The 26,979-nt window shown below is 69.6% G+C and carries 25 protein-coding genes and 1 riboswitch; of the genes, 12 read left to right on the top strand and 13 right to left on the bottom strand.

The window, feature by feature from the left end:
• Positions 1 to 77 precede the first annotated feature (77 nt).
• From groL to thrC, 4 genes are all read right to left on the bottom strand, one after another.
• A complete protein-coding gene (groL, locus tag OG246_RS11270; RefSeq protein ID WP_266459511.1) occupies positions 78 to 1,706 on the bottom strand; it encodes a chaperonin GroEL in 1,629 nt (542 codons plus the stop codon).
• A gap of 433 nt (positions 1,707 to 2,139) precedes the next feature.
• The gene (locus OG246_RS11265; RefSeq protein ID WP_164304865.1) at positions 2,140 to 2,346 is read right to left on the bottom strand and encodes a cold-shock protein; all 207 of its coding nucleotides are present in this window, start codon (positions 2,344 to 2,346) and stop codon (positions 2,140 to 2,142) included.
• Positions 2,347 to 2,806: 460 nt separating this feature from the next.
• Positions 2,807 to 3,082 (bottom strand): MoaD/ThiS family protein, encoded by a 276-nt coding sequence (locus OG246_RS11260; RefSeq protein WP_266459508.1) that lies wholly within the window; start codon positions 3,080 to 3,082, stop codon positions 2,807 to 2,809.
• The gene (gene thrC, locus OG246_RS11255) at positions 3,079 to 4,395 is read right to left on the bottom strand and encodes a threonine synthase (protein ID WP_266459506.1); all 1,317 of its coding nucleotides are present in this window, start codon (positions 4,393 to 4,395) and stop codon (positions 3,079 to 3,081) included. Before thrC ends, OG246_RS11260 begins: the two co-directional genes overlap by 4 nt.
• 17 nt (positions 4,396 to 4,412) lie before the next feature.
• Positions 4,413 to 4,560, bottom strand: a riboswitch (SAM riboswitch).
• Positions 4,561 to 4,739: 179 nt separating this feature from the next.
• Between thrC and OG246_RS11250 the strand changes: the two genes are divergently transcribed.
• Both OG246_RS11250 and OG246_RS11245 read left to right on the top strand, forming a co-directional pair.
• On the top strand, positions 4,740 to 5,714 hold the full coding sequence (locus tag OG246_RS11250) for a glucosyl-3-phosphoglycerate synthase (protein ID WP_266459504.1): 975 nt from the start codon (positions 4,740 to 4,742) through the stop codon (positions 5,712 to 5,714).
• A 76-nt stretch (positions 5,715 to 5,790) separates the two neighbouring features.
• A complete protein-coding gene (locus tag OG246_RS11245) occupies positions 5,791 to 7,179 on the top strand; it encodes a trehalose-6-phosphate synthase (RefSeq protein WP_266459502.1) in 1,389 nt (462 codons plus the stop codon).
• A gap of 107 nt (positions 7,180 to 7,286) precedes the next feature.
• On the opposite strand, the gene otsB is transcribed toward OG246_RS11245, so the two are convergent.
• The 3 genes from otsB to OG246_RS11230 all read right to left on the bottom strand — a co-directional run bounded on the left by otsB (position 7,287) and on the right by OG246_RS11230 (position 9,968).
• Positions 7,287 to 8,141, bottom strand: a complete 855-nt coding sequence (otsB, locus tag OG246_RS11240; protein WP_266459499.1) for a trehalose-phosphatase — start codon at positions 8,139 to 8,141, stop codon at positions 7,287 to 7,289.
• 313 nt (positions 8,142 to 8,454) lie between these two features.
• The gene (locus OG246_RS11235; RefSeq protein ID WP_266464101.1) at positions 8,455 to 8,682 is read right to left on the bottom strand and encodes a DUF3263 domain-containing protein; all 228 of its coding nucleotides are present in this window, start codon (positions 8,680 to 8,682) and stop codon (positions 8,455 to 8,457) included.
• Positions 8,683 to 8,723: 41 nt separating this feature from the next.
• On the bottom strand, positions 8,724 to 9,968 hold the full coding sequence (locus OG246_RS11230) for an extracellular solute-binding protein (protein WP_266459497.1): 1,245 nt from the start codon (positions 9,966 to 9,968) through the stop codon (positions 8,724 to 8,726).
• A 129-nt stretch (positions 9,969 to 10,097) separates the two neighbouring features.
• Between OG246_RS11230 and OG246_RS11225 the strand changes: the two genes are divergently transcribed.
• The 3 genes from OG246_RS11225 to OG246_RS11215 all read left to right on the top strand — a co-directional run bounded on the left by OG246_RS11225 (position 10,098) and on the right by OG246_RS11215 (position 13,323).
• On the top strand, positions 10,098 to 11,087 hold the full coding sequence (locus OG246_RS11225) for an ROK family protein (RefSeq protein WP_266459495.1): 990 nt from the start codon (positions 10,098 to 10,100) through the stop codon (positions 11,085 to 11,087).
• Positions 11,087 to 12,232: an N-acetylglucosamine-6-phosphate deacetylase gene (nagA, locus tag OG246_RS11220; protein WP_266459493.1), complete on the top strand. Its 1,146-nt coding sequence runs from the start codon at positions 11,087 to 11,089 to the stop codon at positions 12,230 to 12,232. Before OG246_RS11225 ends, nagA begins: the two co-directional genes overlap by 1 nt.
• A 161-nt stretch (positions 12,233 to 12,393) precedes the next feature.
• Positions 12,394 to 13,323 (top strand): 1-phosphofructokinase family hexose kinase, encoded by a 930-nt coding sequence (locus OG246_RS11215; protein ID WP_266459492.1) that lies wholly within the window; start codon positions 12,394 to 12,396, stop codon positions 13,321 to 13,323.
• Positions 13,324 to 13,332: 9 nt separating this feature from the next.
• Here the strand turns inward: OG246_RS11215 and OG246_RS11210 are convergent, their stop codons facing one another.
• Both OG246_RS11210 and cdgB read right to left on the bottom strand, forming a co-directional pair.
• Complete coding sequence (locus OG246_RS11210; RefSeq protein WP_266459491.1) at positions 13,333 to 14,358, bottom strand: carbohydrate-binding protein; 1,026 nt, start codon at positions 14,356 to 14,358, stop codon at positions 13,333 to 13,335.
• A 130-nt stretch (positions 14,359 to 14,488) separates the two neighbouring features.
• Positions 14,489 to 16,219 (bottom strand): diguanylate cyclase CdgB, encoded by a 1,731-nt coding sequence (gene cdgB / locus OG246_RS11205; RefSeq protein WP_266459490.1) that lies wholly within the window; start codon positions 16,217 to 16,219, stop codon positions 14,489 to 14,491.
• A gap of 396 nt (positions 16,220 to 16,615) precedes the next feature.
• Between cdgB and OG246_RS11200 the strand changes: the two genes are divergently transcribed.
• Positions 16,616 to 17,191 (top strand): flavin reductase family protein, encoded by a 576-nt coding sequence (locus tag OG246_RS11200; protein WP_266459489.1) that lies wholly within the window; start codon positions 16,616 to 16,618, stop codon positions 17,189 to 17,191.
• Positions 17,192 to 17,242: 51 nt separating this feature from the next.
• Here the strand turns inward: OG246_RS11200 and arfB are convergent, their stop codons facing one another.
• Positions 17,243 to 17,671: an alternative ribosome rescue aminoacyl-tRNA hydrolase ArfB gene (arfB, locus tag OG246_RS11195; protein ID WP_266459488.1), complete on the bottom strand. Its 429-nt coding sequence runs from the start codon at positions 17,669 to 17,671 to the stop codon at positions 17,243 to 17,245.
• 202 nt (positions 17,672 to 17,873) lie between these two features.
• On the opposite strand from arfB, the gene OG246_RS11190 reads away from it, so the two are divergent.
• Entirely contained in the window at positions 17,874 to 18,449 is a 576-nt protein-coding gene (locus OG246_RS11190; RefSeq protein WP_266459486.1) for a TerD family protein, read from the top strand.
• 147 nt (positions 18,450 to 18,596) lie between these two features.
• Positions 18,597 to 19,556: a bifunctional GNAT family N-acetyltransferase/NUDIX hydrolase gene (locus tag OG246_RS11185; protein WP_266459484.1), complete on the top strand. Its 960-nt coding sequence runs from the start codon at positions 18,597 to 18,599 to the stop codon at positions 19,554 to 19,556.
• A 7-nt stretch (positions 19,557 to 19,563) separates the two neighbouring features.
• Here the strand turns inward: OG246_RS11185 and OG246_RS11180 are convergent, their stop codons facing one another.
• Positions 19,564 to 21,027 (bottom strand): M1 family metallopeptidase, encoded by a 1,464-nt coding sequence (locus OG246_RS11180; protein ID WP_266459482.1) that lies wholly within the window; start codon positions 21,025 to 21,027, stop codon positions 19,564 to 19,566.
• Between the two features lie 7 nt (positions 21,028 to 21,034).
• Here OG246_RS11180 and OG246_RS11175 point away from each other — a divergent pair, with 7 nt between their 5' ends.
• Entirely contained in the window at positions 21,035 to 21,535 is a 501-nt protein-coding gene (locus OG246_RS11175; RefSeq protein ID WP_266464097.1) for a hypothetical protein, read from the top strand.
• Positions 21,536 to 21,773: 238 nt separating this feature from the next.
• Here OG246_RS11175 and OG246_RS11170 read toward each other — a convergent pair whose 3' ends face one another.
• Entirely contained in the window at positions 21,774 to 22,454 is a 681-nt protein-coding gene (locus tag OG246_RS11170) for a pentapeptide repeat-containing protein (protein WP_266459480.1), read from the bottom strand.
• Between the two features lie 143 nt (positions 22,455 to 22,597).
• Here OG246_RS11170 and OG246_RS11165 point away from each other — a divergent pair, with 143 nt between their 5' ends.
• The 3 genes from OG246_RS11165 (at position 22,598) to OG246_RS11155 (ending at position 26,400) form a co-directional block, all read left to right on the top strand.
• A complete protein-coding gene (locus OG246_RS11165; RefSeq protein WP_266459479.1) occupies positions 22,598 to 23,761 on the top strand; it encodes an NAD(P)-binding protein in 1,164 nt (387 codons plus the stop codon).
• Positions 23,762 to 23,800: 39 nt separating this feature from the next.
• The gene (locus OG246_RS11160; RefSeq protein ID WP_266459477.1) at positions 23,801 to 24,781 is read left to right on the top strand and encodes a zinc-binding dehydrogenase; all 981 of its coding nucleotides are present in this window, start codon (positions 23,801 to 23,803) and stop codon (positions 24,779 to 24,781) included.
• A gap of 185 nt (positions 24,782 to 24,966) precedes the next feature.
• Positions 24,967 to 26,400 carry an MFS transporter gene (locus OG246_RS11155; protein ID WP_323178316.1) on the top strand — a complete coding sequence of 478 codons (1,434 nt, stop codon included), beginning with the start codon at positions 24,967 to 24,969 and terminating at the stop codon, positions 26,398 to 26,400.
• A gap of 41 nt (positions 26,401 to 26,441) precedes the next feature.
• Here OG246_RS11155 and OG246_RS11150 read toward each other — a convergent pair whose 3' ends face one another.
• Complete coding sequence (locus OG246_RS11150; protein ID WP_266459475.1) at positions 26,442 to 26,918, bottom strand: GNAT family N-acetyltransferase; 477 nt, start codon at positions 26,916 to 26,918, stop codon at positions 26,442 to 26,444.
• Positions 26,919 to 26,979 lie beyond the last annotated feature (61 nt).

The raw sequence follows: 26,979 nt of genomic DNA, 5'->3' as shown, positions 1-26,979 counted from the left end.
GGCGGCACCCCCTGGGAGAAGGGGTGCCGCCCTCGGTACGAAGGACGGTGATCAACCGTGGCCGGAGCCGGGGTCGATCAGAAGTCCATGTCACCGCCCGGCATGCCGCCACCGGCGCCCGCGCCGGCACCGGCCTTCTCCGGCTTGTCCGCGATGACGGCCTCGGTGGTGAGGAACAGCGCGGCGATGGACGCGGCGTTCTGCAGAGCAGAGCGCGTGACCTTCGCCGGGTCGATGATGCCTTCGGCGATCATGTCGACGTACTCACCGGTCGCGGCGTTCAGGCCGTGACCGACGGGCAGGTTGCGCACCTTCTCGACGATGACGCCACCCTCGAGACCACCGTTGACGGCGATCTGCTTGAGCGGGGCCTCCAGGGCGAGCCGCACGGCGTTGGCGCCGGTCGCCTCGTCACCCGTGAGCTCCAGCTTCTCGAAGACCGAGGAAGCCTGGATGAGAGCCACGCCACCACCGGCGACGATGCCCTCCTCGACGGCCGCCTTCGCGTTGCGAACGGCGTCCTCGATGCGGTGCTTGCGCTCCTTGAGCTCGACCTCGGTGGCGGCACCGGCCTTGATGACGGCCACGCCGCCGGCCAGCTTCGCCAGGCGCTCCTGGAGCTTCTCGCGGTCGTAGTCCGAGTCCGAGTTCTCGATCTCGGCGCGGATCTGGTTGACCCGGCCGGCGACCTGGTCGGCAGAGCCGGAGCCGTCGACGATCGTGGTCTCGTCCTTGGTGATGACGACCTTGCGGGCACGGCCCAGCAGGTCGACACCCGCGTTCTCCAGCTTGAGGCCGACCTCCTCGGAGATGACCTCGCCGCCCGTGAGGATGGCGATGTCGCCGAGCATGGCCTTGCGGCGGTCACCGAAGCCCGGAGCCTTGACGGCGACGGACTTGAAGGTGCCACGGATCTTGTTGACGACCAGCGTCGACAGAGCCTCGCCCTCGACGTCCTCGGCGATGATCAGCAGCGGCTTGCCCGACTGCATGACCTTCTCCAGGAGCGGGAGCAGGTCCTTGACGTTGGCGATCTTCGAGTTGGCGATCAGGATGTAGGGGTCGTCGAGGACGGCCTCCATACGCTCCATGTCGGTGGCGAAGTACGCCGAGATGTAGCCCTTGTCGAAGCGCATACCCTCGGTGAGCTCGAGCTCCAGACCGAAGGTCTGGGACTCCTCGACGGTGATGACGCCTTCCTTGCCGACCTTGTCCATCGCCTCGGCGATGAGCTCGCCGATCTGGGTGTCGGCGGCGGAGATGGAGGCCGTGGAAGCGATCTGCTCCTTGGTCTCGACATCCTTGGCCTGCTCGAGCAGGGCACCGGAGACGGCCTCGACGGCCTTCTCGATACCGCGCTTGAGGGCCATCGGGTTGGCACCCGCGGCTACGTTGCGAAGGCCCTCGCGGACCAGCGCCTGCGCCAGAACGGTCGCGGTGGTCGTACCGTCACCGGCGACGTCGTCCGTCTTCTTGGCGACTTCCTTGACCAGCTCGGCGCCGATCTTCTCGTAAGGGTCCTCGAGCTCGATCTCCTTGGCGATGGAAACACCATCGTTGGTGATCGTGGGGGCGCCCCACTTCTTCTCGAGGACGACGTTGCGGCCCTTGGGGCCAAGGGTGACCTTGACGGCGTCGGCGAGCTGGTTCATCCCGCGCTCGAGACCGCGCCGTGCCTCCTCGTCGAACGCGATGATCTTGGCCATGTGAAGTGGTCCTCCCGGACTGGGGTGGATTGCTCCGGACCGCGCCCGCGCCCGCGACGGACGGCCTGCCTGCCTCGTGGTTCCTTGCCCCACTTGGCCTGCGGGCCTCACTGACCCGGTCCTCGTTGTCACTCTCACCTGCAGAGTGCTAACGCCAATGATTAGCACTCGCCCCTACCGAGTGCAAGCGGCTCCGGAAGATCCCCAGGTGAAACGGGGGGCGTGCACAGGCGCGCGGGCCCGTACGCACGTACACGGGAAGACACGGGGTCCCGTACGCGCGTACACGCGAAGAGGGGACGGAGCGCCGGGAAGAGGGTACGGATCGCCTGACAGAGGGGACAGACCGCCGGACAGACCGAAGGGCTCGCACCCCCTGCCGGGGATACGAGCCCTTCGTCACGTCGAACAGAACAGTCAGTCGGCGCGTGCTTCAGCTGGTCGCCAGCCGGACCATGTCCGCCTGCGGCCCCTTCTGGCCCTGCGAGATCTCGAACTCGACCCGCTGGCCCTCTTCAAGGGTGCGGTAGCCGTCCATCTGAATCGCGCTGTAGTGGACGAATACATCCGCACCACCGTCGACCGCGATGAAGCCGTACCCCTTCTCCGCGTTGAACCACTTGACGGTGCCCTGAGCCATGCCTAACTCCCCTATTACTGGCCCTTGCACAGGACCGCACTTCGCGGGCCCGGGTCAGACCTCACCCCCCAACGATTGGGGGTGTGCGCCGGAACGCGTCGACCGCGGCTGAATGTATCTGTCCAACTGCCCTCTGCAACAGGTCAATCGGACGAGAATTCTGGGCGTGACCGATCGGGAATATGCGGAGAATTCGCAAAGATTCAGGGCAAGTCGGGCCCCATAAATGCCATAAACGGCTCAAAAGTGCAGGGCACTTTGGCTACTTCTTGTCGGACTTCGGGCAAGAACTCATATGCGCCCGGCATGAAACCAACATGGAAAGCGAAGCACGTTCCCCAACTGTACCGCGCTCAACCATACAGAATTGCCCCCTCCGCTTCTCTCACGGAGGGGGCAATCAAGTGAACTCTCGGTGATTGCGATTACCCAAGGTAACTGCAATCACTGCGCGTAATGGTCAGCCTCCGGCGACGGCCGGAATGATCGAGACGCCGGCGCCGTCCGGCGTCGCCGTCTCCAGGCCCTGCTCGAAGCGGACGTCGTCGTCGTTCACGTACACGTTGACGAAGCGGCGCAGCTTGCCCTGGTCGTCCAGGACGCGGGCGGCGATACCGGTGTGGTTCTTCTCAAGGTCGGAGATGACCTCGCCGAGGGTGCCACCCTCGGCCGTCACCTCGGCCTTGCCGCCGGTGTAGGTGCGCAGGATGGTGGGGATGCGGACATTGACGCTCATGACGCGAGGCCAGCCTCTCGGAAGGAGTCCAGGTTCGGGCGGATGGTAGCGGTGAGCCCGGTGTCCGAGGCCACCGCGTCCAGGGTCTTGAGGCCGTCGCCGGTGTTGAGGACGACCGTGGTGAGGGTCGGGTCGAGCAGACCGTTCTCGATCAGCTTCTTCGCCACACCCACCGTCACGCCACCCGCCGTCTCGGCGAAGATGCCCTCCGTCTGAGCGAGGAGCTTGATCGCCTCGACGACCTGCTCATCGTCGACGTCCTCCACCGCACCGCCGGTGCGCCGCGCGATGTCGAGCACGTACGGCCCGTCCGCCGGGTTGCCGATGGCGAGCGACTTGGCGATGGTGTTCGGCTTCTGGGGCCGTACGACGTCGTGCCCGGCCTTGTAGGCCACGGACACCGGCGAGCAGCCCTCGGCCTGGGCGCCGAAGATCTTGTACGGCTTGTCCTCGACGAGCCCGAGCTTGATCAGCTCCTGCAGACCCTTGTCGATCTTCGTGAGCTGGGAGCCGGAGGCGATCGGGATGACCAGCTGGTCGGGGAGCTGCCAGCCGAGCTGCTCGCAGATCTCGTACGCGAGGGTCTTCGAGCCCTCCGCGTAGTACGGCCGCAGGTTGACGTTGACGAAGCCCCAGCCCTCGCCGGCCGGGTCGCCGATCAGCTCGGAGCAGAAACGGTTCACGTCGTCGTAGTTGCCCTCGATGCCGACGAGCTCGCCGCCGTACACCGCGGCCATGACGATCTTGCCCTGCTCCAGGTCGTGCGGGATGAACACGCAGGAGCGGAAGCCGGCCCGGGCCGCGGCGGCACCGACGGCGCCGGCCAGGTTGCCGGTGGAGGAGCAGGAGAGGGTGGTGAAGTTGAACGCGCGCGCGGCCTCGATGGCCTGGGCGACGACGCGGTCCTTGAAGGAGTGCGTCGGGTTGCCGGAGTCGTCCTTGACGAAGAGCTTTCCGGGGGTGACGCCCAGCTCGCGGGCGAGGTTGTCGGCCTGGACGAGCTTGGTCCAGCCGGGGTTGATGTTCGGCTTCTCGGCGACGTCCGCCGGGACCGGCAGGAGCGGCGCGTAGCGCCAGATGTTCGCGGGGCCCGCTTCGATGCGCTTGCGGAGGTCCTCGGTCTCGTAGGCCGAGAAGTCGTACGCGATCTCCAGCGGGCCGAAACACTCCTCGCAGGCGAAGAGCGGACCGAGCGGTACGCGGTGTCCGCACTCGCGGCAGGAAAGCGCGGCGGCGGGGCCCAGATCGACGGTGTTCGCGGAATCCGGGGAGGTCACGGTGTTCGTGGTGCTTGCAACTGTCTGCGCAGCCATGGAGGGGAGGCCCTTTCTCCTCATCTTCCTCACGACGCACTTCGCCGTGAGACGGATTTGGCACCTTCCCGAGCCGGGAGCCTCACCACGTCGACGTGACAAGAACCAGCTGGAGGGTTGCCGGGGCTTCAACGGGCCGTATCCCTCTGCCCCTCTGGATGAGCGGTATTCAGTTGTACGCGCAACGACCCCCGACATGCGATGGTCATCAGCGTTGTTCAAGACTGTAACCGAAGGCCTGGATGGTGGAGAGAGCCGTCCGAACCGCGAGATGACAGCGACACACCAACCGCTGGCGCGGCGACGGGCACACGCATCCCAATGAACGCAAGGGAGAGCCGCACGTGCTGGAAGACGTCGAGCGCTGGCTGAGCACGCGCTCCTGGTCCGTGAGTGACCGCCCGCTCAAGAAGTTGATAGCCGCGAAGCGATCCACCAACTCCACGGTGAGCGTGGTCCTGCCCGCGCTCAACGAGGAGGCGACGGTCGGTGAGATCGTCTCCATCATCCGCCGCGACCTGATGACGGCGAAAGTCCCCCTTGTCGACGAGATCGTCGTCATCGACTCGGGTTCGACGGACCGCACCTCCGAGGTCGCCACCGCCGCGGGCGCCCGGGTTGTTCACCGGGACGAAATACTCCCCCGCATCCCGGCCGTGCCCGGCAAGGGCGAGGTCCTGTGGCGGTCACTCCTCGTGACGAGCGGTGACATCGTCTGCTTCATCGACGCGGACCTCAAGGAGTTCTCCTCGGACTTCGTCTCCGGGATCGTGGGGCCGCTGCTCACCGAGCCCGGCGTGGACCTCGTCAAGGCGATGTACGACCGCCCGCTGAACCTGCCGGGCGAGCCCACCTCCGGCAGAACCGCGGCCGGCCAGGGCGGTCGCGTGACCGAGCTGATGGCCCGCCCGCTGCTGAACATGCACTGGCCCCAGCTGGCCGGCTTCGTCCAGCCGCTCGGCGGCGAGTACGCGGCCCGCCGCTCACTCCTCGAACAGCTCCCGTTCCCGGTCGGATACGGCGTGGAGCTCGGCATGCTCGTCGACGCCCTGCACCTCGTGGGCCTGGACGCGCTCGCCCAGGTCGACGTCGGCGTCCGCAAGCACCGGCACCAGGACGGCCAGGCGCTGGGCCGGATGTCCGCGGCGATCTACCGCACGGCCCAGCTGAGGCTGGCCCGCGGCCATCTCATCCGTCCGGCCATCACCCAGTTCGAACGGGGTGATGACGGCTTCGAGCCGCGCACGTACTCCGTGGACACGGAGGAACGGCCTCCGATGGCGGAAATCTCGGAGTACCAATCACGCAAAGCGGCGTAATCGGACGGCTGTATACGCCTCCGCCGCACCCCGTCCGTACGTTTGAGCGTTTCCGGGCCGGGCTAGGTTGAGGCGTATGGCTTCTCCGTACGGCAATCATCGGATCCTCGTCGCGTCCAACCGCGGCCCGATCTCCTACGACGTCCGCGAAGACGGCGAGCTACAGGCCAAGCGCGGCGGCGGCGGCCTCGTCTCGGGCCTGTCTGCGATCGGCCCGGACAGGGACGCCCTGTGGGTGTGCTCCGCGCTCGGCGACGGTGACCGCGAGGCGGTACGGCGCGGGGTCGGCGAGGACGGCGTGCGGATGCTGGACATCGACGCCGAGGTGCACGCGGACGCCTACAACGGCATCGCGAACTCCGTGCTGTGGTTCGTCCACCACATGCTGTACCAGACGCCGCTGGAGCCGGTCTTCGACAAGGAGTTCCGGCGCCAGTGGGCGTCGTACGAGGCGTACAACCAGTCCTTCGCGCGGGCGCTGGCCGACGAGGCGGCCGAGGGCGCCGTGGTGGTCGTACAGGACTACCACCTGACCCTGGTCCCCGGGATGCTGCGGGAGCTGCGCCCGGATCTCCGCATCGGCCACTTCTCGCACACCCCGTGGGCGCCGGTCGACTACTTCCGGCTGCTCCCCGACGACATCGCCGAACAGGTGCTGCGCGGCATGCTCGGCGCGGACCGGCTGGGCTTCCTCACCCACCGCTGGGCGTCCGCGTTCACCGCGTGTGCGCAGGAGCTGGTCGGCGGTCTCGGTGACACCCGGGTCGGGGTGCACGGCCTCGGGGCGGACGCGGACTTCCTGCGGAGGCGCTCGCACGAGCCGGATGTCGCCGAGCGCATGGCCACGCTGCGTGAGCAGATCGGCGAGGGCCGGAAGGCGATCGTGCGGGTCGACCGGACCGAGCTGTCGAAGAACATCGTGCGCGGCATGCTGGCGTACCGGCAGCTCCTGGAGGACCAGCCGTCCTGGCGCGAGCGGGTCGTGCACGTCGCGTTCGCCTACCCCTCCCGGCAGGACCTCGCCGTCTACCGCGACTACACGGCCGAGGTGCAGCGGGTCGCCGACGAGATCAACTCCGCCTACGGCACGCCCGGTTGGACCCCGGTCCTCCTCCACGTCGACGACGACTTCGCCCGCTCCCTCGCCGCCTATCGTCTCGCCGACGTGGCGCTGGTGAACCCCATCCGGGACGGCATGAACCTTGTCGCCAAGGAGGTGCCGGTCGTCTCCGACGAGGGGTGCGCGCTGGTTCTGTCCCGGGAGGCGGGGGCGTACGAGGAGCTGGGCGAGGACGCGATCGTGGTGAACCCGTACGACGTGGTGGGTACGGCGGGGGCGTTGCACGAGGCGTTGGTGATGGGAGCGGGGGAGCGCGCTGAGCGAACCAAACGGCTCGCGGCCGCGGCTACTGCTCTGCCTCCGGCGCAGTGGTTTCTTGAGCAGTTGCGGGAGTTGGAGGGGTGAGGGGTTGTTCTTCGGCTGCGGGTGCGGTGTGGCTGGTCGCGCCCCGCGGCGGAGCCGCAGATGTCACAGCCCCGCGCCCCTGGAGGGGCGCTTCAGCCGGCCGGAGCTTACTGGCTGAGCCTCTTTGCCAGTGACCTCAGTAGGTGTACGACTCCTGCTGGGCCGTCGACCACCAGGTCTGCTCTGTCCGCCAGTTCGGCGACCTCTGAGCTGCCGCTGCAGACCAGGAGGCCCGGGATGCCTTCGGAGCGGAGTTTGTCGACGGCGGCGAAGGCCGGGAGGTCGCCGAGGTCGTCGCCGGCGTAGAGGACCGACTCTGCTCCGGTCTCGCGGACGTACTCCAGGAGGGCCACGCCTTTGTCCATCCCCGGTGGGCGGAGTTCCAGGACCATGCGGCCCGGTTCGACGATCAGGCCGTGCCGGGCGGCCAGGCCGGTGAGGGGCTCGCGCAGCGCCTCGAACGCGGCCTGCGGGTCCGCCGCGCGGCGGGTGTGCACGGCGACGGCCCGCCCCTTCTCCTCGATCCAGGTGCCCTCCCAGGCGCCGAACGTCTCGAGGAACCCGGGCAGCTCGGCCCGGACGGCGGCGACGCCGGGGTGCGGGGCGGGGGCACTGACCTCGCCGCTCCTGGCGTCCCAGCGTTCCGCGCCGTAGTGCCCGAGAACGACCAGGTGCTCCAGTCCCGGCACGCCCGCGAAGCCGCCGTGCTCGACCGCGACGGCGGCCGGGCGGCCGGTGACGACCGCCACGGAGGCGACCCTCGGGGCGAGGGCCGCGAGTGCCGGGACCGCGTCGGGGTGGGCCCTGGCCTGCTCGGGGTCGGGGACGATCGGGGCGAGGGTCCCGTCGAAGTCGAGGCCGATCACTGCGTGGCCCGGCCGGGCGAGGATGGCGTCGAGGCCGTCGCGGCCGGCGGGGGTGGTGGGGGTCGGCAAGGAATCGGAATCCGCATGGCTGGCCATACGGCGACCCTATCCGCGCGGGGGCTGGCGGCGAGTTTTTTCGCCCCCTCCGCCCCTACCCGTCCCTTGTCCCTGGGGCTCCGCCCCAGACCCCGCTCCTCAAACGCCGGAGGGGCTGAATCTTTCCCCGGCCGGCGCTGAAATCTTTCGCCCCCGCGGCAGATCTTTTAGTCCTGGCCGGGGGAGATCTTTCAGCCCGTCCGGCGTTTGAGGACGAGCGCGTCAGCGCGATACGGGGGTCTGGGGGCGGAGCCCCCAGGAAGCAAGGGACGGGTAGGGGCGGAGGGGGCGAAAAACCCCTACAGCAACCCCCTCACCGCTCCCCCCGGCGGGCCTCCCGCACCCTCCGCAGCCGATTCACCGTAACCGGATCATGAGCAAGCGCCCGCGGATCATCAAGCAGCGCGTTGAGCAGCTGGTAGTAGCGCACAGGCGCAAGACCCAACTGCTCCCGTATCGCCCGCTCCTTCGCCCCGGGCCCGGCGAAACCACGGCGCTCCACGGCGAGAATGGCCCGCTCGCGCGGGTTGAGCTCCTCCATGGATTCCATGGACAGCACCGTAGTCCCCGGCACGGACACCACTACGTCGCGTTGTCCGCCGCACTCGCCTCCGCCTGCAGCGCCCCCAGCACCCCGGCAGGACTCCCGTCCGCCCCCACGGCCTTACCCATCCGCTCCTTGACGTCGGCGCTGACACCGGCCCAGGAGGTCTTGTCGACGGGGTACAGCTCGGCGGTGGGGAGTTCCTCGAGGAACGGGGCGAGATCCTGATCGTCGGTGTCGGCGGTCATGGCCTCCGAGGCGGACGTGGTGACCGGGAGCAGGTCGTACTCGCGGGAGAAGGCGAGGACGTTCTTGTCGCTGTAGACGAAGTCGAGGAAGTCGCCGACCTGCTCGGCGTGGCCGTTCTGCTTGAAGGCCATCATCCAGTCGGCGACGCCCAGCGTGGACTTGCTCTGGCCGTCGGCCCCGGGCATCGGCACCATGCCGTACTTCACGCCCTTGGCGGCGGCCATCTTCATCAGCGTGGGATGCCCGCTGAGCATCCCGACCTCACCGCGGGTGAACGCGGCGAACGCGTCCGCCCGGTTGAGCTTCGCGGGCGCGGTCGGCCCGGTGAGCCCCTTGCCGACGAGTTCGTCCTTGAGCCAGGTGAACGTCTTGACGTTCTCGTCGGAGTCGATGGCGTACGTGCCGACGTCGTCGGTGTAGCCACCGCCGCCGCTCAGCATCCACTGCATCGTCTCGGCCTGCGCTTCCTCGGGCCCCAGCGGCAGCGCGTACGGGAACTTCACGCCATCGGCCTTGAGCACCTCGGCGTCGGCCGCCAGCTGGTCCCAGGTCTTCGGCGGGGTGAGACCGGCCTGGGTGAAGAGGGTCTTGTTGTAGAAGAGCAGCCGGGTGGAGGAGGCGAACGGCAGGCCGTACTGGACCCGCTGCCGCTCCCCCGCGTCGGTGAGCTGGAGCGCGAAGTTGGCCTGTACGGGTATGGAGAGCAGTTCGTCGGCGGTGTAGAGCTGGCCCTTCGCGGCGTAGTCGGCGTACGCGCCGATCTGCGCCATGTCGGGCGCCTTCCCGGCCGCGACCATCTCCTTGACCTTGCGGTCGACATCGGTCCAGGAGTAGACGCTGACCTCGACCTTGATCCCCGGGTGATCGGCCTCGTACTCCTTGACCAGCGCGTCCCAGTACTTCTGGGAGCTGTTGGCGTCGGAGTCGCCGTAGTCGGCGGCCACCAGTCTGAGGGTCACGTCTCCGGATTCGCCGGAGTTTCCGCAGCCTCCGAGGGCGGCTGTCATCCCCAGTGCGGACACCGCCGCGATCATTCCTGTCCTACGCCGCCGCACCGCTTTTGCCCCGCACTCTGTTGACCGACTGTTCGATATCTCGACATAAGGTCTACACCACGTAAGTGGACTAGACCTCTTCCGGGTTAACGGGCCACACTGTCCCTCGTGAGACATGTCATCGCCCTCGATGTGGGCGGCACCGGGATGAAGGCCGCCCTCGTCGGCGCCGACGGCGAGCTCCTCCATCAGGCGCGCCGGGCGACCGGGCGCGAGCGCGGGCCCGACGCCGTCGTCGAGGGCATCCTCGGCTTCGCGGCCGAGCTGCGCGCGTACGGCGAACGGCACTTCGGCGAGGGAGCCGCGGCCGCGGGTGTCGCCGTCCCCGGGATCGTCGACGCCGACCGCGGCGTGGCCGTGTACTCGGCCAACCTCGGCTGGCGCGACGTACCCATGCGCGAACTGCTCGGTGCCCGGCTCGGCGGCGTACCGGTGGCGCTCGGGCACGACGTGCGCACCGGCGGCCTTGCGGAGGGCCGGATCGGCGCGGGTCGGGGAGCGGACCGTTTCCTCTTCGTGCCGCTCGGCACCGGGATCGCCGGCGCGATCGGCATCGGCGGCAGCGTGGAGGCGGGTGCGCACGGCTTCGCCGGCGAGATCGGCCACATCGTCGTACGGCCCGGGGGCACCCCGTGTCCGTGCGGCCAGCGCGGCTGTCTGGAGCGGTACGCGTCCGCCGCTGCCGTCAGCACGGCATGGGCCGCGGTCTCCGGGGATCCGGAGGCGGACGCGGCGGACTGCGCGAAGGCCGTCGAGTCCGGGGACGAGCGGGCCGTACGGGTCTGGCAGGACGCCCTCGACGCGCTCGCCGACGGGCTCGTCACCGCGCTCACTCTGCTGGACCCCCGCATGCTGATCATCGGTGGCGGTCTGGCCGAGGCCGGGGAAACCTTGTTCACACCACTGCGGGCCGCGGTCGAGCGGCGCGTCACCTTCCAGAAGCTGCCGTCCCTCGTCCCTGCGGCCCTCGGGGACACCGCCGGGTGCCTGGGCGCCGGGCTGCTGGCCTGGGACCTCCTGACCACCACCGAACCGATCGAACCGACCGACGCGACCGACCCCACTGACTCCACCGACCCCTCGGAGGTAACCACCTGATGGCCACTAGCAAGGTTTTCGCCGGTGCACAGGTGGTACTGCCCACCGGGACCGTGGACGGCGGCCGCGTGATCGTCGACGGCGCGCGGATCGCCGGGAGCGCTCCCGTGGACGCGGAGACGGTGGACCTGTCCGGCCACTGGCTCGTCCCCGGCTTCGTCGACATCCACAACCACGGCGGCGGCGGCGCGTCCTTCACCTCAGGCACGGTCGAGGACGTCCTCAAGGGCATCCACACCCACCGCCTGCACGGCACGACCACGACCATGGCCTCCACCGTCACCGGCGACATGGACGGCCTCGCCCAGCGCGCCGGACTCCTCTCCGAACTGGCCGAGCAGGGCGACATCGCGGGCATCCACTTCGAGGGCCCGTTCATCTCGCCGTGCCGCAAGGGCGCGCACTCCGAGGAACTGCTGCGCGACCCCGACCCGGCGGAGGTCCGCAAGCTGATCGACGCGGCCCGGGGCCAGGCCCGCATGGTCACCCTCGCCACCGAACTGCCGGGCGGCATCGACTCCGTACGCCTCCTTGCCGAGCACGGGGTGATCGCGGCGATCGGGCACACCGACGCCACGTACGAGCAGACGGCCGAGGCCATTGAGGCGGGCGCGACCGTGGCGACGCACCTGTTCAACGCGATGCCGGCGCTCGGTCACCGCACACCGGGCCCGATCGCGGCCCTGCTCGAGGACGAGCGGATCACGGTCGAGCTGATCAACGACGGCACGCACCTCCACCCCGCCTCCCTGCAGCTGGCGTTCCATCACGCGGGCGCCGGCCGGGTCGCGTTCATCACGGACGCCATGGACGCGGCGGGCTTCGGCGACGGCCGCTACATGCTCGGCCCGCTGGAGGTCGAGGTCGCGGACGGCGTCGCGCGCCTGGTGGAGGGCGGCTCGATCGCAGGCTCCACGCTCACCCTCGACCGCGCCTTCAAGCGCGCGGTCACCATCGACAGGCTGCCGGTCGAGGACGTCGTGGCGGCACTCTCCGCCAACCCCGCCCGCCTCCTCGGCATGTACGACAAGGTGGGCTCCCTCGAGCCGGGCAAGGACGCGGACCTGGTGATCCTCGACTCCGCCTTCGAGCTCAAGGGCGTGATGCGCAGGGGCGAATGGGTGGTGGATCCCCAACTGGGCTGATTCGCACCCTCGTCGACAGCAGATCGACAGCGTTGCGGCGTACGGCGGTTGGCCCGTGGGACTGGGCCGACCGCCGTCACGTTTGGCATGATCGAGTCTCCGGAACAACCGGCAAGCGCATTCCCGGCGTCTACTTGCTGAATCTCTTCGAGGGGACCGACGTGATCCTCACCGTCACGCTGAACACCGCCCTCGACCTCACCTATCGCATACCGTCCCTGCGCCCGCACGCCTCGCACCGGGTCACCGAGGTGACCGAACGCCCCGGCGGCAAGGGCCTGAACGTGGCCCGGGTGCTCGCCGCCCTCGGCCACGAGGTGACGGCCACGGGCTTCACGGGCGGCGCGACCGGCCGCGCGGTGCAGGACCAACTCGCGTACACACCGGGGGTGGTGGACGCGCTGATCCCGACCGAGGGATCGACGCGCCGCACGATAGCCGTGGTCGACACGACGACAGGTGACACGACTCAACTCAACGAACCCGGCCCGGCGATCACACCCGCCGAGTGGTCGGCCTTCCAGGAGGCGTACGAGGATCTGTTGCGCTCCGCCTCGGCGGTGGCCCTGTGCGGCAGCCTGCCACCGGGGGTGCCGGTGGGCGCGTACGCCCAACTGGTCCGCACCGCCCGCGCGTCGGCGGTCCCCGTCCTCCTCGACACCAGCGGCGAGCCGTTGCGCCGCGCGGTCGCCGCCCGCCCCGACATCATCAAGCCCAACTCCGACGAGCTCGCCGAACTCACCGGCTCCCACGACCCGTTGCAGGCCACCCGCGACGCCCGCCGCCGTGGCGCCCACACCGTTGTGGCCTCCCTGGGCACGGAGGGCCTCCTCGCGGAGAACACGGAGGGCCGCTGGCGGGCCACCCCGCCGCACCGCGTCCGCGGCAACCCGACGGGCGCCGGCGACGCCGCGGTCGCGGGCCTGCTGTCGGGACTGGTCGACGGCCTCCACTGGCCGGGCCGCCTGGCCCGGGCCGCGGCCCTCTCGGCGGCGGCCGTACTGGCCCCCGTGGCGGGCGAGTTCGACCGCCGGACGTACGAGGAGCTGCTTGACCAGGTCACAGTCACGCGGGACGCGAGCGCGGCCTAGCAGCCACTGTCACCAGTCCTTGACCTGGCCTTCCTTCACCCGCAGCTGGTCCAGCAGGACATTGCAGCTGTCGCCGTTCTGGCAGGAGATGGAGATCGTGTTGGTGCCCTTGGTGAGGGTGGGCCAGGAGTAGGTCGTCGTCCAGCCCTTCACGAAGTCACCCTCTTGGGCCTCGGCGTAGTTCTTCAGGTTCAGCTTGCTGCCGAACTCCTTGCCATTGATGGTGAGTGTCATCTTCTGATCGCTGCCCGGCACGCTGTAGCGCGTGAAGATGGTGTAGACGCCGTCCTTGGGAATGCCGTCGACGGTCCAGGTGACCTGGGCGCCGGCCTGGTTGAGGCCCGTCACATAGACACCGCCGTCGGACTCCGCGCCCTCGATGTCAGTGGCCGTGGTCACGCCGGTGCCGAGGTTCAGCGCCTTCGCGTCGATCGTGGTCGGCTCGAGCGTGGCCGGCTCGCTCGCCGCCTCGCTCGGCGACGAACTCTGCGAGGTCGAAGGCGTCGAACTCGCCCCGCCCGCGGCGTCCTTGTCGTCGTCGCCCGAGTCGCTGCTCAGCATGGCGATGCTGATGCCGATGACGACGGCGGCGACCACGGCGATCGCACCGATGAGGAGGCCCTTGGTGTTCGGCCCGTTCGATCCGCGGCCGCGCCCGCCGCCGTCACCGACCGGTGAGTGCCGGGTCGTGGGCGCGCCACCGGGGACGGTCTCGGGTGCGGCGTAGTTCGGGTTCGGCTGGCCGTAGGCCTGGGACTGCTGCGGCACCTGCTGGCCGTAGGCCGGGGGCTGGCCGAAAGCCTGCGGCTGGCCGTACTGCGCGGTCGGGGCCTGCTGGCCGTACGCGCCCTGCCCGCCCTGCTGCGGTCCGTTGCGGCGCTCGCCTACCGCACGCACCCTGTTGACCGAGCCCGGGTAACCGTAGCCGCCGCCTCCACTGGGCGGGGTGGCTCCGTTGGCCTGGCCATCCTCGTAGAGATAGCCGAACGGGTCATCGTCCTCGGGCGTGCTCGCGCCGTTGTTGCCGGGCGTCATCCCTTGGTCTCCTAGCGGGTGCGGTACAGCTGCGGACGGTGCAGATTCACTGCATGGATGAATGGCGAGCCTACCCGGTCTCGCTGGGCCAAACGGGTGTCCTCACCGCTTCGACCCACTGACCTGCGACTTATCCGGCCCGCCGATGTGCTTTGGGACGAGACCGTTTCTCGATGTACATCCGCTCGTCAGCGGACTTCAGCACCTCGTCCGCCGTCATGCCGCAGTGTGCCCACCCGATGCCGAAGCTGGCGCCCACCCGGACGGCCCTGCCGTCGACCCTGATGGGCGGGATGATCGCGTTCCGCAGCCGTACGGCGAGGTCCTGCGCGTCGGCCCGGCCGAGCCCGTCGGCGAGCACCACGAACTCGTCGCCGCCGAGCCGGGCGACCGTGTCGCCGTCCCGGACGACGTTGGTCAGCCGGCGCGCGACCTCGATGAGAACCTCGTCACCCGCGTTGTGCCCGAACCGGTCGTTGATCGACTTGAAGCCGTCGAGGTCGCAGAAGAGGACCGCGAGCCCCTTGGTGCCGTCGTCCGTCTCGCCCTCGGGCGCGATGGTGTGCACATGGTGGTCGAAGGCGTCGTACGCCTCGGAACTGGGCCACGGGTCGAAGCTGTGCCCGTTCCCGTCGTAGCCACCCTGGCCACCGTTCCCGTCGTACGAGCCGTGCTCGCCTCCCGGCAGCTCCGCGTACTGCTGCTGCTGCCCGTGCCCGTACGCCGCGTCCAACGACTCGATCGCGCCCGGCGGGAGGGCCTGCGGGCGCTGACAGAGGCGGGAGCTGAGCCGGGAGCGCAGCTCGGCGGAGTTCGGCAGGCCGGTGAGGGAGTCGTGGGAGGCGCGGTGGGCGAGCTGGACCTCGCGGCGCTTGCGTTCCTCTATGTCCTCGACGTGCGTGAGCAGAAACCGGGGGCCGTCTGCGGCGTCGGCGACGACGGAGTTGCGCAGGGACACCCAGACGTAGGTGTTGTCGCGGCGGCAGAGTCTCAGCTCCGCGCGACCGCCCTCCGCCGAGGTCCGCAGCAGCGTGCCGATGTCCTCGGGGTGGACCAGGTCGGAGAAGGAGTAGCGGCGCATCGCGGAGGCGGGACGCAGGAGCAGGCGGCAGAGCGCGTCGTTGGTGCGGAGGATCCGCCCGTGCTGGTCGCCGCCCATCTCGGCGATGGCCATGCCGGAGGGGGCGTACTCGAAGGCCTGCCGGAAACTCTCCTCGCTCGCCCGCAGCGCCTGCTGTTCGCGCTCCAGCCGGACAAGTGCACGCTGCATATTCGCTCGTAGACGCGCGTTGCTAATGGCGATGGCGCCCTGGAACGCGTACATCTGGAGCGCCTCGCGCCCCCACGCGCCGGGCCGTCGCCCGTTGCGCGGCTTGTCCACGGACAGGACGCCGATCAGTTCTCCGCAACTGCTGCTGCCGGAGACGCCGGGCGTGTACATCGGCGCGAAGAGCCGGTCGGCGGGGTGCCACTCGTCCTCGAAGCGGGGCGCGGGACCGTCGGTGTACCACTGCGGTACGTCGTCGTCGTCGAGGACCCAGCCCTCGGTGTGCGGTATGAACCGCAGGTCGCCCCAGGCCTCGCCCATGTTCAGCCGGCGGTCCCAGGAGGCGCGGGAGCCGACACGGCCGGTGATGAGGGCCTCGGCGGCGGAGTTGCCGGCGAGCGCGGCGACCACGAGGTCGCCGTCCGGGCGTACGAGGTTGACACACGCAAGCTCGTAGCCGAGGCCGGTGACCACTCCGTCGGCGACAGTCTGCAGCGTGTCCGCGAGGCTCCGGGCGGTGTTCATGTCCGCCATCACCGTGTGCAGCTGCCGCAGGGTCGCAAGACGGACGTAGGGCTCCGACTCGGTCTCCATTCACCCTCCCCTCGAGACCTCGCAGCAACTCCAGGGTTCTCTTCGGCGTACCTGGTTCTCTTCGTCTACCGGTTGGTAGCTTCTTGCGTAGCTTCCCAGTCACTGAATCACAGCGCGCTGCTCACTCGGTACACAGGGTCAACAAAATATGGCTCCTGTGACTCAAGTCACAGCGTAACGTGAACAATTGAGTGGAGTTTCTGCAGTTTCTCCGTGCGCCTATTGAGCGCATATTTGCGCCTATTGAGCGCATATTAGGGAGCTGTGCAAGCACTGTGAGCGATTGTGTCCGATGCGGGTACGCGACTGTACGCATTCGCTAGGTCGCCGGTCCTAGGACCCGGTTCGGGCCGGGGACCGATGTGCGGCCCCGGCACCGGAGACTAGCGTTTCGGCGTGCTCAACACTCCCCCTCCCGCTCCCCCTGCCACCCCGCCCACCTCACCCGTGCATGCTGAGGGGGTGAGCAACGACGAGTTCCGCGCCGCCATGTCCCGGCTGGCCGCGGGCGTGGTCCTGGTGACCGCGCACGAGCCTGCGCTCGACCCGGACGGACCGGGCGGCGAGGACATCGGCATGACGGCGACGGCCTTCATGTCCGTCTCCCTCGACCCGCCCCTGGTGATGGTCAGCCTGCGCGACGGCTCCCGCATGGACGACCTGCTCGCCGAACAGCCCCTGTGGGCCGTCTCCGTGCTCTCCGAGAGCCAGCGCCACATCGCGGGCCGCTTCGCCATGAAGGGCCGCATCAGCGACCGCCTCCTCTTCGAGGACATCCCGTACGTACGCGGAGAGGCGTCCGGCGCACTCCTGGTGCGCGGCTCCCTGGCGACCCTGGAGGTCCGTACGGAGCAGCGGGTGCCCGCCGGGGACCACACCCTCGTCATCGGCCGCGTACTGACGGCGGGGCTGCCGAGCGGGGACGGGGGTCCGTTGACGTACTTCAAGGGCAGGTACCGGCAGTTGGGCTGAGACGGCTGCCGGTTGTCGGCTATCGGCTATCGGCTGAGCCGGCGGGGGGCTCTAACCCCAGTCCCGCCCGTTGCGGCCGCGCTTGGTGTCGGAGCGCTGCTTCTTCTCGCGGAGCCGGCGTTCGTTGATCCCCCGTGGGATACGGGTGGCCCGGCGGGGCTTGGGCGGCGGCGCGGACGCCTCGGCGAGGAGGGAGGCCAGCCGTACGGCGGCGGTCTCCCGGTTGCGCCACTGCGAGCGGTGCTCGGAGGCGCGGACGCTGATGACCCCGTCGACGAGCCGCCCGGCGAGCCTGTCGAGGGCGCGCTCCTTCCAGACGGGCGGCAGCGCGTTGGTCTTCGCGAGATCGAACCCGAGCTCCACCTGTGTGTCGCTCGTGTTCACGTGCTGGCCGCCGGGCCCGCCGGAGCGCGAGAAACGCCACATGAGCTCGGCCTCGGGGAGGGAGACGGAGCCGCGAATGACGTAAGGACCGGACATGAGGTACATGGTCGCTCGGATGTCCGGTCCACGTCACCCGCTTTTCAGCGGCTCCTCGTCTCCTAGGTAAAGAAAGTAAAGAGGGCAGGAACCTTCGGTACCCCTCGTGGCGTTCTTAGGGGTAGATGTAGCTTCGTGCCCGTACGAAGCCCAAACGTACGAGCACTGTGCACGTACGCAACGAGGGAAGGGACTCCCAACAATGGCTGTAAGCCTGTCCAAGGGTGGCAACGTCTCGCTCACCAAGGAGGCTCCGGGCCTGACCGCCGTCACCGTGGGCCTCGGCTGGGACGTCCGCTCCACCACGGGCACCGACTTCGACCTCGACGCCTCGGCGATCGCGGTCAACCCCGAGGGCAAGGTCTACTCGGACGCCCACTTCATCTTCTTCAACAACAAGCAGACCCCGGACCAGACGATCGTCCACACCGGCGACAACCGCACGGGCGAGGGCGCGGGCGACGACGAGGCGATCAACGTCAACCTGGCGGGCCTCCCCGCCGACATCGACAAGATCGTCTTCCCGGTCTCGATCTACGACGCGGAGACCCGCTCGCAGAACTTCGGCCAGGTCCGCAACGCCTACATCCGCATCGTCAACCAGGCCGGCGGCGCCGAAATCGCCCGCTACGACCTGTCGGAAGACGCCGCCACCGAGACCGCCATGGTCTTCGGCGAGCTCTACCGCAACGGCGCCGAGTGGAAGTTCCGCGCGGTCGGCCAGGGCTACGCGTCGGGCCTGGTGGGCATCGCCCAGGACTTCGGCGTGAACGTCTGACGTTCGCTGCGGCACACCGGAGTGGTCAACGGCCGCCCGGCCGGGGAGAGTTCCCCGGCCGGGCGGCCGTGCCGTTTGCACACGGTTTCCGTCGGCTCGACAAGAACGTTCGGCACCACCAACCGGGCAGGTCATAATCTGCCCCGCGTGATCCTCGAACCCCTGGCCCTACCCCTGGCCGACAGCGCCCTCCTCGCCGAACTCACCGCCCTCTACGCCTCCAACCGTGACTTCCACGCCCTCAGCGGCGACTTCCCCGACCCGGACGACGTCCGCCCGGAGCAGGTCGCGGCCGCGCTGGACAAGGAGTTGGCCAACCCGGACGTGGAGGTTCTGCTGGCCCGCGACAGTGCCGGAGGGCGGCTCGTCGGGGTCGTGATCACCCTTGCGCACCATCCCGACCTCGGCGATCCCGACCCCTGGATCGGCCTGCTCCTCGTGGATGCGAGTGAGCAACGCCGGGGGTACGGGAGGGAGTTGGCGGGGCTCGTCGAGGAGCGGTTCCGGGGTGCGGGGCGGGTCGGTGTGCGGCTTGCCGTGCTCGACAGCAATCCCAAGGGCCTCGCCTTTTGGACCGCCCTCGGGTATGAGGTCATCGGGCGGCGCGAGGACCTGCAACTCCACCGGCCCTGTGCGGTGTTGCGTAAGACGCTGCGCAAAACGCGCCGCGCGGCCCGCGTCGCCGTCCTCGACCCCGACGGCTCCGTCTTCCTCTTCCGGCACGACAACGAGGAATTGGGCGTCCACTGGGCCCTGCCCGGCGGCGGACTCGAACCAGGCGAGAGCCCGCGCGAGGGCGCCCTGCGGGAAGTGCGCGAGGAGACCGGGTGGGCCGATCTCACCCTGGGGCCGCTGCTGTGCACGTGGGAACGCGACTTCACGCGGGCCGGGGTTCCCGTGCGCCAGCACGAGCACATCTACGTGGCTCGCGGGCCGCGTCGTGAGCCGGACACCGGCGCCGATGTCAGCGCCATGCACGCCGAGGAGGGGATCCTGAACTGGCGCTGGTGGACCCGGCGGGAGCTGGCCGACGCGACGGAGGCCGTCTGGCTGCCCCGACTGACCTATCTGCTGGACGAGTTGGACGGGCACACCACGTCGACCTGAGCGGCGCTCACGGCTTCGCCGGCTTCCCCTCTCCGTACAGCCAGCCCTCCCAGATCTCGGTGAAGTCCGCGTCCGGCGCTGACTTCTCCACGTACGCCGTGAAGTCGGCGGTGTCCGCGTTGCCGTGGCGGTGGGCGGCGGCCCAGCCCTGGAGGATGTCGTAGAAGGTGTCGTCGCCGACGGTCCCCCGGATCTTGTGGAGGACCATCGCGCCGCGTTCGTAGACGGGGCTGTCGGAGATGTGTGCCGCGCTGGAGGGCTTGGCGGGCGGGAAGGACCAGAGGGCCTCGTCGAGGTCCGGGTCGTCGTAATAGTCGCCCTGGTAGAGGGAGTTGAAGGTCTCTTCGGCGGTGTCGCCGTCGTGGTCCTCCTGCCACAGCCACTCCGCGTACGTGGCGAAGCCCTCGTTGAGCCACATGTCCCGCCAGGTCTTGGGGGTGACCGAGTCGCCGTACCACTGGTGGGCCAGTTCGTGGACGAGGAGTTCGGTGTCGGGGGCGCCGGGGAAGACCGGGCGGGTCTGGGTCTCCAGGGCGTAGTCCACGTCGTCCTGGCGGTCGACGATCGCACCCGTCGAGGAGAAGGGGTACGGGCCGAAGTTGTACTCCTCCCACTCCATGATCTCGGGGATGCTCGCGAGCGCCTTCTTGCTCGCCTCGGCCTGCGTCGGGTCGACGGCGACGATCACGGGCAGGCCGTTCTTCGTCGCGGTCCGGGTGATGTCGTACGTGCCGATCGCGACCGTCGCCACATAGCTCGCCATCGGTTCGGCGGAGTGCCAGGTGAAGGTGGCGCGGCCGTTCAGCGTCGTCTCGTCCTTCAACTCTCCGTTGGAGACGGCCTGCAGGCCCTCGGGGACGGTGACCTTGATGTCGTACGACGCCTTGTCGGAGGGGTGGTGGTTGCCGGGGAACCAGGTCATCGAGCCGGTGGGTTCGCCGAGGGCGAGGGCGCCGTCGGCCGTGCGCAGCCAGCCCTCCTCCGAGCCGTCGGGGTCGGTGAGTGTCTCGGGGGTGCCGGAGTAGCGGACCGTCGTGCGGAAGGTGTCGCCCTTGTCGAGGTCGTCGTGCGGGCGCACGGTCAGCTCGTGGCCCGCGCGGTTCCAGCGGGCGTCCGCATCCTCTCCCCCAGTTCCCCCGCTTTCGACGCTTCCGACGGTGACCTCGTCGACGTCCAGGCCCTTCAGGTCGAGGTTGAAGGCGCTGAGGTCCTGGGTGGCCTTCGCCGTGATCTCCGCGGTCCCCTTCAGGCGCTTGGTGCCCGGGTCGTAGGAGAGGGTCAGGTCGTAGTGCGTGACGTCGTAGCCGCCGTTGCCCAGCTTCGGGAAGTACGGGTCGCTTACACCGGAGGCGCCGGGCTTGCCCTGCACGCCGCCGCTGCACGCGGTGAGCGCCAGGGCGATGGCCAGGGCAAAGGGGGCGGCGGCGGAGGATCGGGGCACGTCCGTGATCCTACGAGCACGTGACACCATCACCTACGTGCTCGACATCGGCTACGCCCTCTCCAACCGCTTCCCCGACCCCCCGCAGACCGACTACCGGCGTGCGGACGTTCACGCGCTGCGCCACGACCTGTTCTGCGGGGACGTCTATCTCGCCGATGCCAAGGCGGACCGGGAGTTGTCCACAGCCTGGGGATGGGTGCCGGTGCTCGACTTCGCGTGGGCGTTGTGCGACATCGTGGAGCAGCTGGACCGGGATCCGCGGGGCAGCCGGGCCTCGCGGCCGCAGCGGGCGGAGCTGGACTTCACCGAGTCGACCGACCGGATGCTCTTCGAGCGGCGCTTCGGGTGGGTGGATGTCGAGGCCGACTGGATGCGGGTCGAGGAGGCGCCGCTCACCTTCTCGCACGCCGAGCTTCGGCGTGAGGCGCGGGACTTTCTGCACGACCTGATCGCCGACCTCGTCGACCTTCACGAAGGGCTTCGCGAGAATCCGGCGGTTTGGACGCTGGAGGCTCGGTTTCCTCGGGTGCCGTGAGGTGACGGCGGGAAGTTTGTTCGCCCCCTCCGCCCCTACCCGTCCCTTGTTCCTGGGGCTCCGCCCCAGACCCCGCTCCTCAAACGCCGGAGGGGCTGGATTGTGCCGGGCGGGGCTAGAAGTTTTTAGCCCGTCCGGCGTTTGAGGACGAGCGCGTCAGCGCGATGCGGGGGTCTGGGGGCGGCAGCCCCCAGGAAGCAAGGGACGGGTAGGGGCGGAGGGGGCGAAAAACCACCCCCTACTCCACCCGCACCCCCATCTCCGCCGCCAACACCGGCGCCAGATCAATCAGTTGCCCCGCACTGATCACCGCCCCCGCCAGCCGATCCACCCCCCGCGCGATCGTGAACTCGGCGGCCCCCCGCAGGTCGACATCCGTCAGGCTCGCCCCCGTCAGATCCGCCCCCTTCAGAACACAGTCCACAAACTCGACCCGCTCCAGCCGCGCACCCCCGAAGTCCGGCTCCACCAGCACGCACCCCTGGAACACAACGTCCTTGAGGCGGGCCTTGCGCAAGTTCAGATAGTCGATCTTGCCGCCGCGCACGAGCACCCGCTCCAGGACGGAGCCGTGCAGCTGCACCCCGCCCAGGCGCGCGTCGAGCAGCTCGACATCACGCAGCGTCGACTCGGCAAGATCGGTGCCCACACCCCGTATGCCCGTCAGAACCGAGTCCAGGAAGCGCGCGTGATGCAGCCGCGTCTCGTCGAACGCGCACCCCGTCAGCGCACAGTCCATGAACCGCGCTCCCCCGCCGTCCTGCCCGACGAAGTCCACGTCCCGGAACTCGAGACCGTCGTAATCCCCGTCGGGCTCAAGTCCGGCACCGCCGTAAGGCTCCAGGGGCGGCAGCCGCAGCTCCGGCCGCCGCGCCCCCTTGACCGGTTTCTTCGCCTCGCCCGCAGCTTTGCCCACCATGCCCCCATGGTGCACCCCACCACTGACAACAGCCCTGACCTGCCAGTACCTGCCAGTTCACCTCCCCATGTCACATTCCGGCCCCCGCAATCAGTCATCACACAAGAGAGGCAGCGCACCCGGAGCAGAGGGAGACCCCAGCCATGCCCCACATCACCGTCATCGGCGGCGGCTTCGCCGGACTCACCGCCGCTGTCACCGCCGCCGAGACCGGCGCCAAGGTCACCGTGTACGAGGCCCACCACACGCTCGGCGGCCGGGCCCGCACCTCCGAGGGCCCCTACAAGACCAACGAAGGCCCGCACGCCCTGTACAGCGGCGGCCCGCACTGGAGCTGGCTCAGGCAGCGGAACCTGCTCGGGCCGCTCGCCCCGATCCCGCCTCTGGAAGCGGCCCGCCTCAGGCTCCACCACAAGGGCGCTCTGCGCCGCACCCCGCCCTTCGCGATGCTCAAGCTCCTGCGCCGTACATCCCGACAGGCGCCCGTGGACGTCGACTTCATGACCTGGGCGACGGAACAGGCGGGCGAGGAGGGCGCTTTGGCCGCGGCGCACTACTCCGCCGTCGCCCTCTTCCACCACGACCCCGGCTCCCTCTCCGCGGCCTTCGTGCAGGAACGCCTGCGCCGTGCCACGAAGTTGCCGCCGGAGGCGCACTATCCGCGGGGTGGCTGGGCGTCCGTCATCGACCGGATGGCGGCCCGCGCCTGGAATCTCGGTGTCCGGATGGAGACTCTGTCGAGGGTCGACGCGCTGCCCCAGGACGGCCCCGTCATCGTCGCGACCTCCCTCGACTCCGCCCGCCGCCTCCTCAGGGACGACTCGCTGACCTGGACGAGCGGCCGTACCGCCCTCCTCGACGTGGCCGTCCGCACCCGGCGCGGCGACGCGTTCGCCGTCTCCGACCTGGACGCGCCGGGCTGGATCGAACGCTTCACCGCGCAGGACCGCACCCTCGCCCCGGCCGGGGAGCAGCTCGTCCAGGGGCAGATCCCGATCGCCCCGCACGAGTCCCGGGCCGACGGGATCGCCCGCGCCGAGCACCTGCTCGACCTCGCCTTCGACGGCTGGCGCGAGCGCGTGACCTGGCGGAGCGAGGCCACCGCGAACGGGCGTACCGGCGCGGTGGACCTGCCCGGCACGAGCTGGCGCGACCGGCCGGCCATCGACCGCGGCGACGGCGTCTACCTCGCGGGCGACCAGGTCGCCGCCCCCGGCGTGCTCTCGGAGGTCTCCTTCAACAGCGCGCTCGAAGCCGTGACTCTGGCCCTCAGGATCCGGGAACGCCTTGACCTCAAGCATGCTTGAGGTCAGAGGCTGGCTGTACGACGACTCCGAGGAGCTCCCATGCACGCCATCCGCCAGCACGCCTTCGGCCCGGCCGAGAACCTCTCGTACGAGCGGACCGAGGACCCCCGACCGGGCCCGGGCCAGGTCCGTATCGCCGTCGCCGCGGCGGGCGTACACCTTCTCGACACCGCGATCCGGGAGGGCCTGCGGGGCCCGCTCCCGGAGCTGCCCGCCCTGCCCACGATCCCCGGCCGCGAGGTCGCCGGAACCGTCGAGTCCCTCGGCGAGGGTGTCGCCGGACTCTGGCTCGGCAAGCGCGTGGTCGCACACCTCGGCTTCGCCCCGGGCGGTTACGCCGAACTCGCCGTCACCGACGTCGACCGCCTCCACGAGATCCCCGGCAACCTGGACTTCGCGCAGGCCGTCGCGATGATCGGCACCGGGCGTACGACGATGGGGATCCTCCAGTTCGCCGAGCTCGGCCCCGACTCCGTGGCCGTGATCCTGGCGGCCGCGGGCGGCATCGGCACCCTGCTCGTGCAGTACGCGAAACACGCGGGTGCCACCGTGATCGGGCTCGCGGGCGGCCCGGAGAAGGTGGCCCGGGTGGAGAAGAACGGCGCCGACCTGGCCGTCGACTACAAAGACTCGGACTGGCCGGAGAAGGTCCGCGCCTTCCTCGGCGGCAGAGAGGCGACCGTCGTCTTCGACGGCGTGGGCGGCGACACGGCCCGCAAGTCCGTCGCGCTCCTGGGTCCCGGCGGCACGCACCTCGTCTTCGGCTGGTCCGCCGAGGGCCTGCACAACGGCACCCCGCTGCTCGTCGAGGGCGTCTCCCAGGAGGTCCTCGGTCCCGAGATGATGCGGAGGGCGGGCGGCCCCAACCCCGTCCAGACCCTGGAACTCCGCTCCCTCAGCCAGGCCGCCGCGGGCCGTCTGACCCCGGCCGTGACACGCTTCCCGCTCGCCGAGGCGGCTGCCGCCCACCGCGCCCTGGAGAACCGGGCCACGGTCGGCAAGGTGGTGCTGGAGCCGTGAATCACCACAGGACCGGAGACAGCGACCACAGGACCGGAGACATGGGCCACAAGACCGGAGAGAGCGACCAGCGGACCGGAGATGCGATACACCCGGATTCATGGTCTTCTGACCGGGTGAACGTCACCCGGACAGGTGAACCGGGCGTACCGGCGGGCGCCGACCCCCGCCGCTGGTGGGCCCTAGTGATCATCGCTCTCGCCCAGCTGATGGTCGTCCTCGACGCGACCATCGTGAACATCGCTCTCCCCTCCGCACAGAGCGATCTGAACATGTCCGACGGCAACCGCCAGTGGGTCATCACCGCGTACACCCTGGCCTTCGGCGGGCTGCTCCTGCTCGGCGGCCGCATCGCCGACCTCGTCGGCCGCAAGCGCACCTTCATCGTCGGGCTCATCGGCTTCGCCGCCGCCTCCGCACTCGGCGGCGCGGCCACCGGCTCGGGCATGCTCTTCGCCGCCCGCGCGCTCCAGGGCGTCTTCGCCGCCGTACTCGCCCCCTCCGCGCTGTCCCTCCTCACGACCACGTTCACCGACCCGAAGGAGCGCGGAAAGGCCTTCGGGATCTACGGCGCCCTGGCCGGCTCGGGATCCGCGATCGGGTTCATCCTCGGCGGCGTACTGACCGAGTACCTGGACTGGCGCTGGTGCCTGTACGTCAATGTCCCCATCGCCGTCATCGCGGTCTTCGGCGCGTTCGCGCTGCTGCAGGACCGCCCGGGAAACAAGGGTGCGCGTCTCGACGTACCCGGTGCGCTGATGGGCTGCGGCGGCCTGGTCGCCATCGTCTACGGGTTCAGCGAGGCCCAGCCGCGAGGCTGGACGGACTCACTAGTCCTGGGCCTCTTCGCGGCGGGCGTCGTACTCCTCACGACCTTCGTGTGGTGGCAGACCAGGGCCCCGAGCCCGCTCCTCCCCCTGCACATCGTCAAGGACCGCAACCGCGCCGGCTGCTTCCTGACGATGGGGCTCGCCGTCATCGGCATGTTCGGCATGTTCCTCTTCATGACCTACTACCTCCAGGTCATCCTCGGCTACTCCCCCGTGAAGACGGGCCTGGCCTTCCTCCCCATGACGGCCGCGATCATCATCGGCTCGACGCAGATCTCCGCCCGGCTGATGAACCACGTGGCGCCCCGCACCCTGATGGTCCCCGGCATGATCATCGCCGCCTCCGGCATGCTGGTCTTCACCCAGCTCACCGTCGACTCCGCCTACGCGACCCACCTGCTGCCCGGCCTGCTCCTCACCGGCCTCGGCATGGGCCTGACCTTCATGCCGGTCTTCGCCACCGCCACCGCCGGAGTCGCCCCACAGGACGCGGGCGTGACCTCCGCGACCGTCAACACCTCGCAGCAGGTGGGCGGTTCGATCGGTACGGCGCTGCTGAACACCATCGCCACCACCAGCGGCACGGCGTACATCGCCGCCCATCTGACCGACCCCGCCCAACGGGAGCTGATCACCCGCCAGGGCATCGTCCACGGCTACACCGTCGCCCTCTGGTGGGCCGTCGCCGTCCTGCTCCTGGCCGGCCTGATCGCGGGCCTCATGGTCACCGCGAAGGCCCCCAAGTACGCGGCGACCACGGCAGCCCCGGTCCCCGAGTCAGTCCCTTGAACCAGTCGGTCCCTTGAACCAGTCGGTCCCTTGGAGCCCAGTCAGTCCCGTGAACCAAGTGTCGCGAGCGCGGCATCCGTCAGCCGGTACACCGTCCACTCGTCCTGCGGCCGCGCGCCCAGCGCCTCGTAGAACTCGATGGACGGCTGGTTCCAGTTCAGCACCGACCACTCCAGGCGCTCGTACCCGCGCTCCACACAGATCCGCGCCAGCTCGGTCAGCAGCGCCTTCCCGTGCCCACCGCCGCGCGCCTCGGGCCGTACGTACAGGTCCTCCAGGTAGATCCCGTGCACCCCGCGCCACGTCGAGAAGTTCAGGAACCACAGCGCGAACCCGACCACCTCCCCCGCCGCGTCCTCGGCGACATGCGCGAACGCGGCCGGCCGCTCCCCGAACAGCGCCTCCCGCAACTGCTCCTGAGAGGCCCGCGCCTCCTCCAGCGCCTTCTCGTACTCGGCGAGTTCACGCACCAGGGCGTGGATGACGGGGACATCGGCGGGGGTGGCTGGGCGAATCATGGCCGCAGTTTCACATACGGGCGCGGGCCGGACCCAACGGGTTTCAGTCCCCCCGGGGCAC

The sequence above is a fragment of the Streptomyces sp. NBC_00620 genome, from assembly GCF_026341825.1.
Lineage (GTDB): Bacteria > Actinomycetota > Actinomycetes > Streptomycetales > Streptomycetaceae > Streptomyces.
This window is presented reverse-complemented; position numbering and strand designations above follow the sequence as displayed.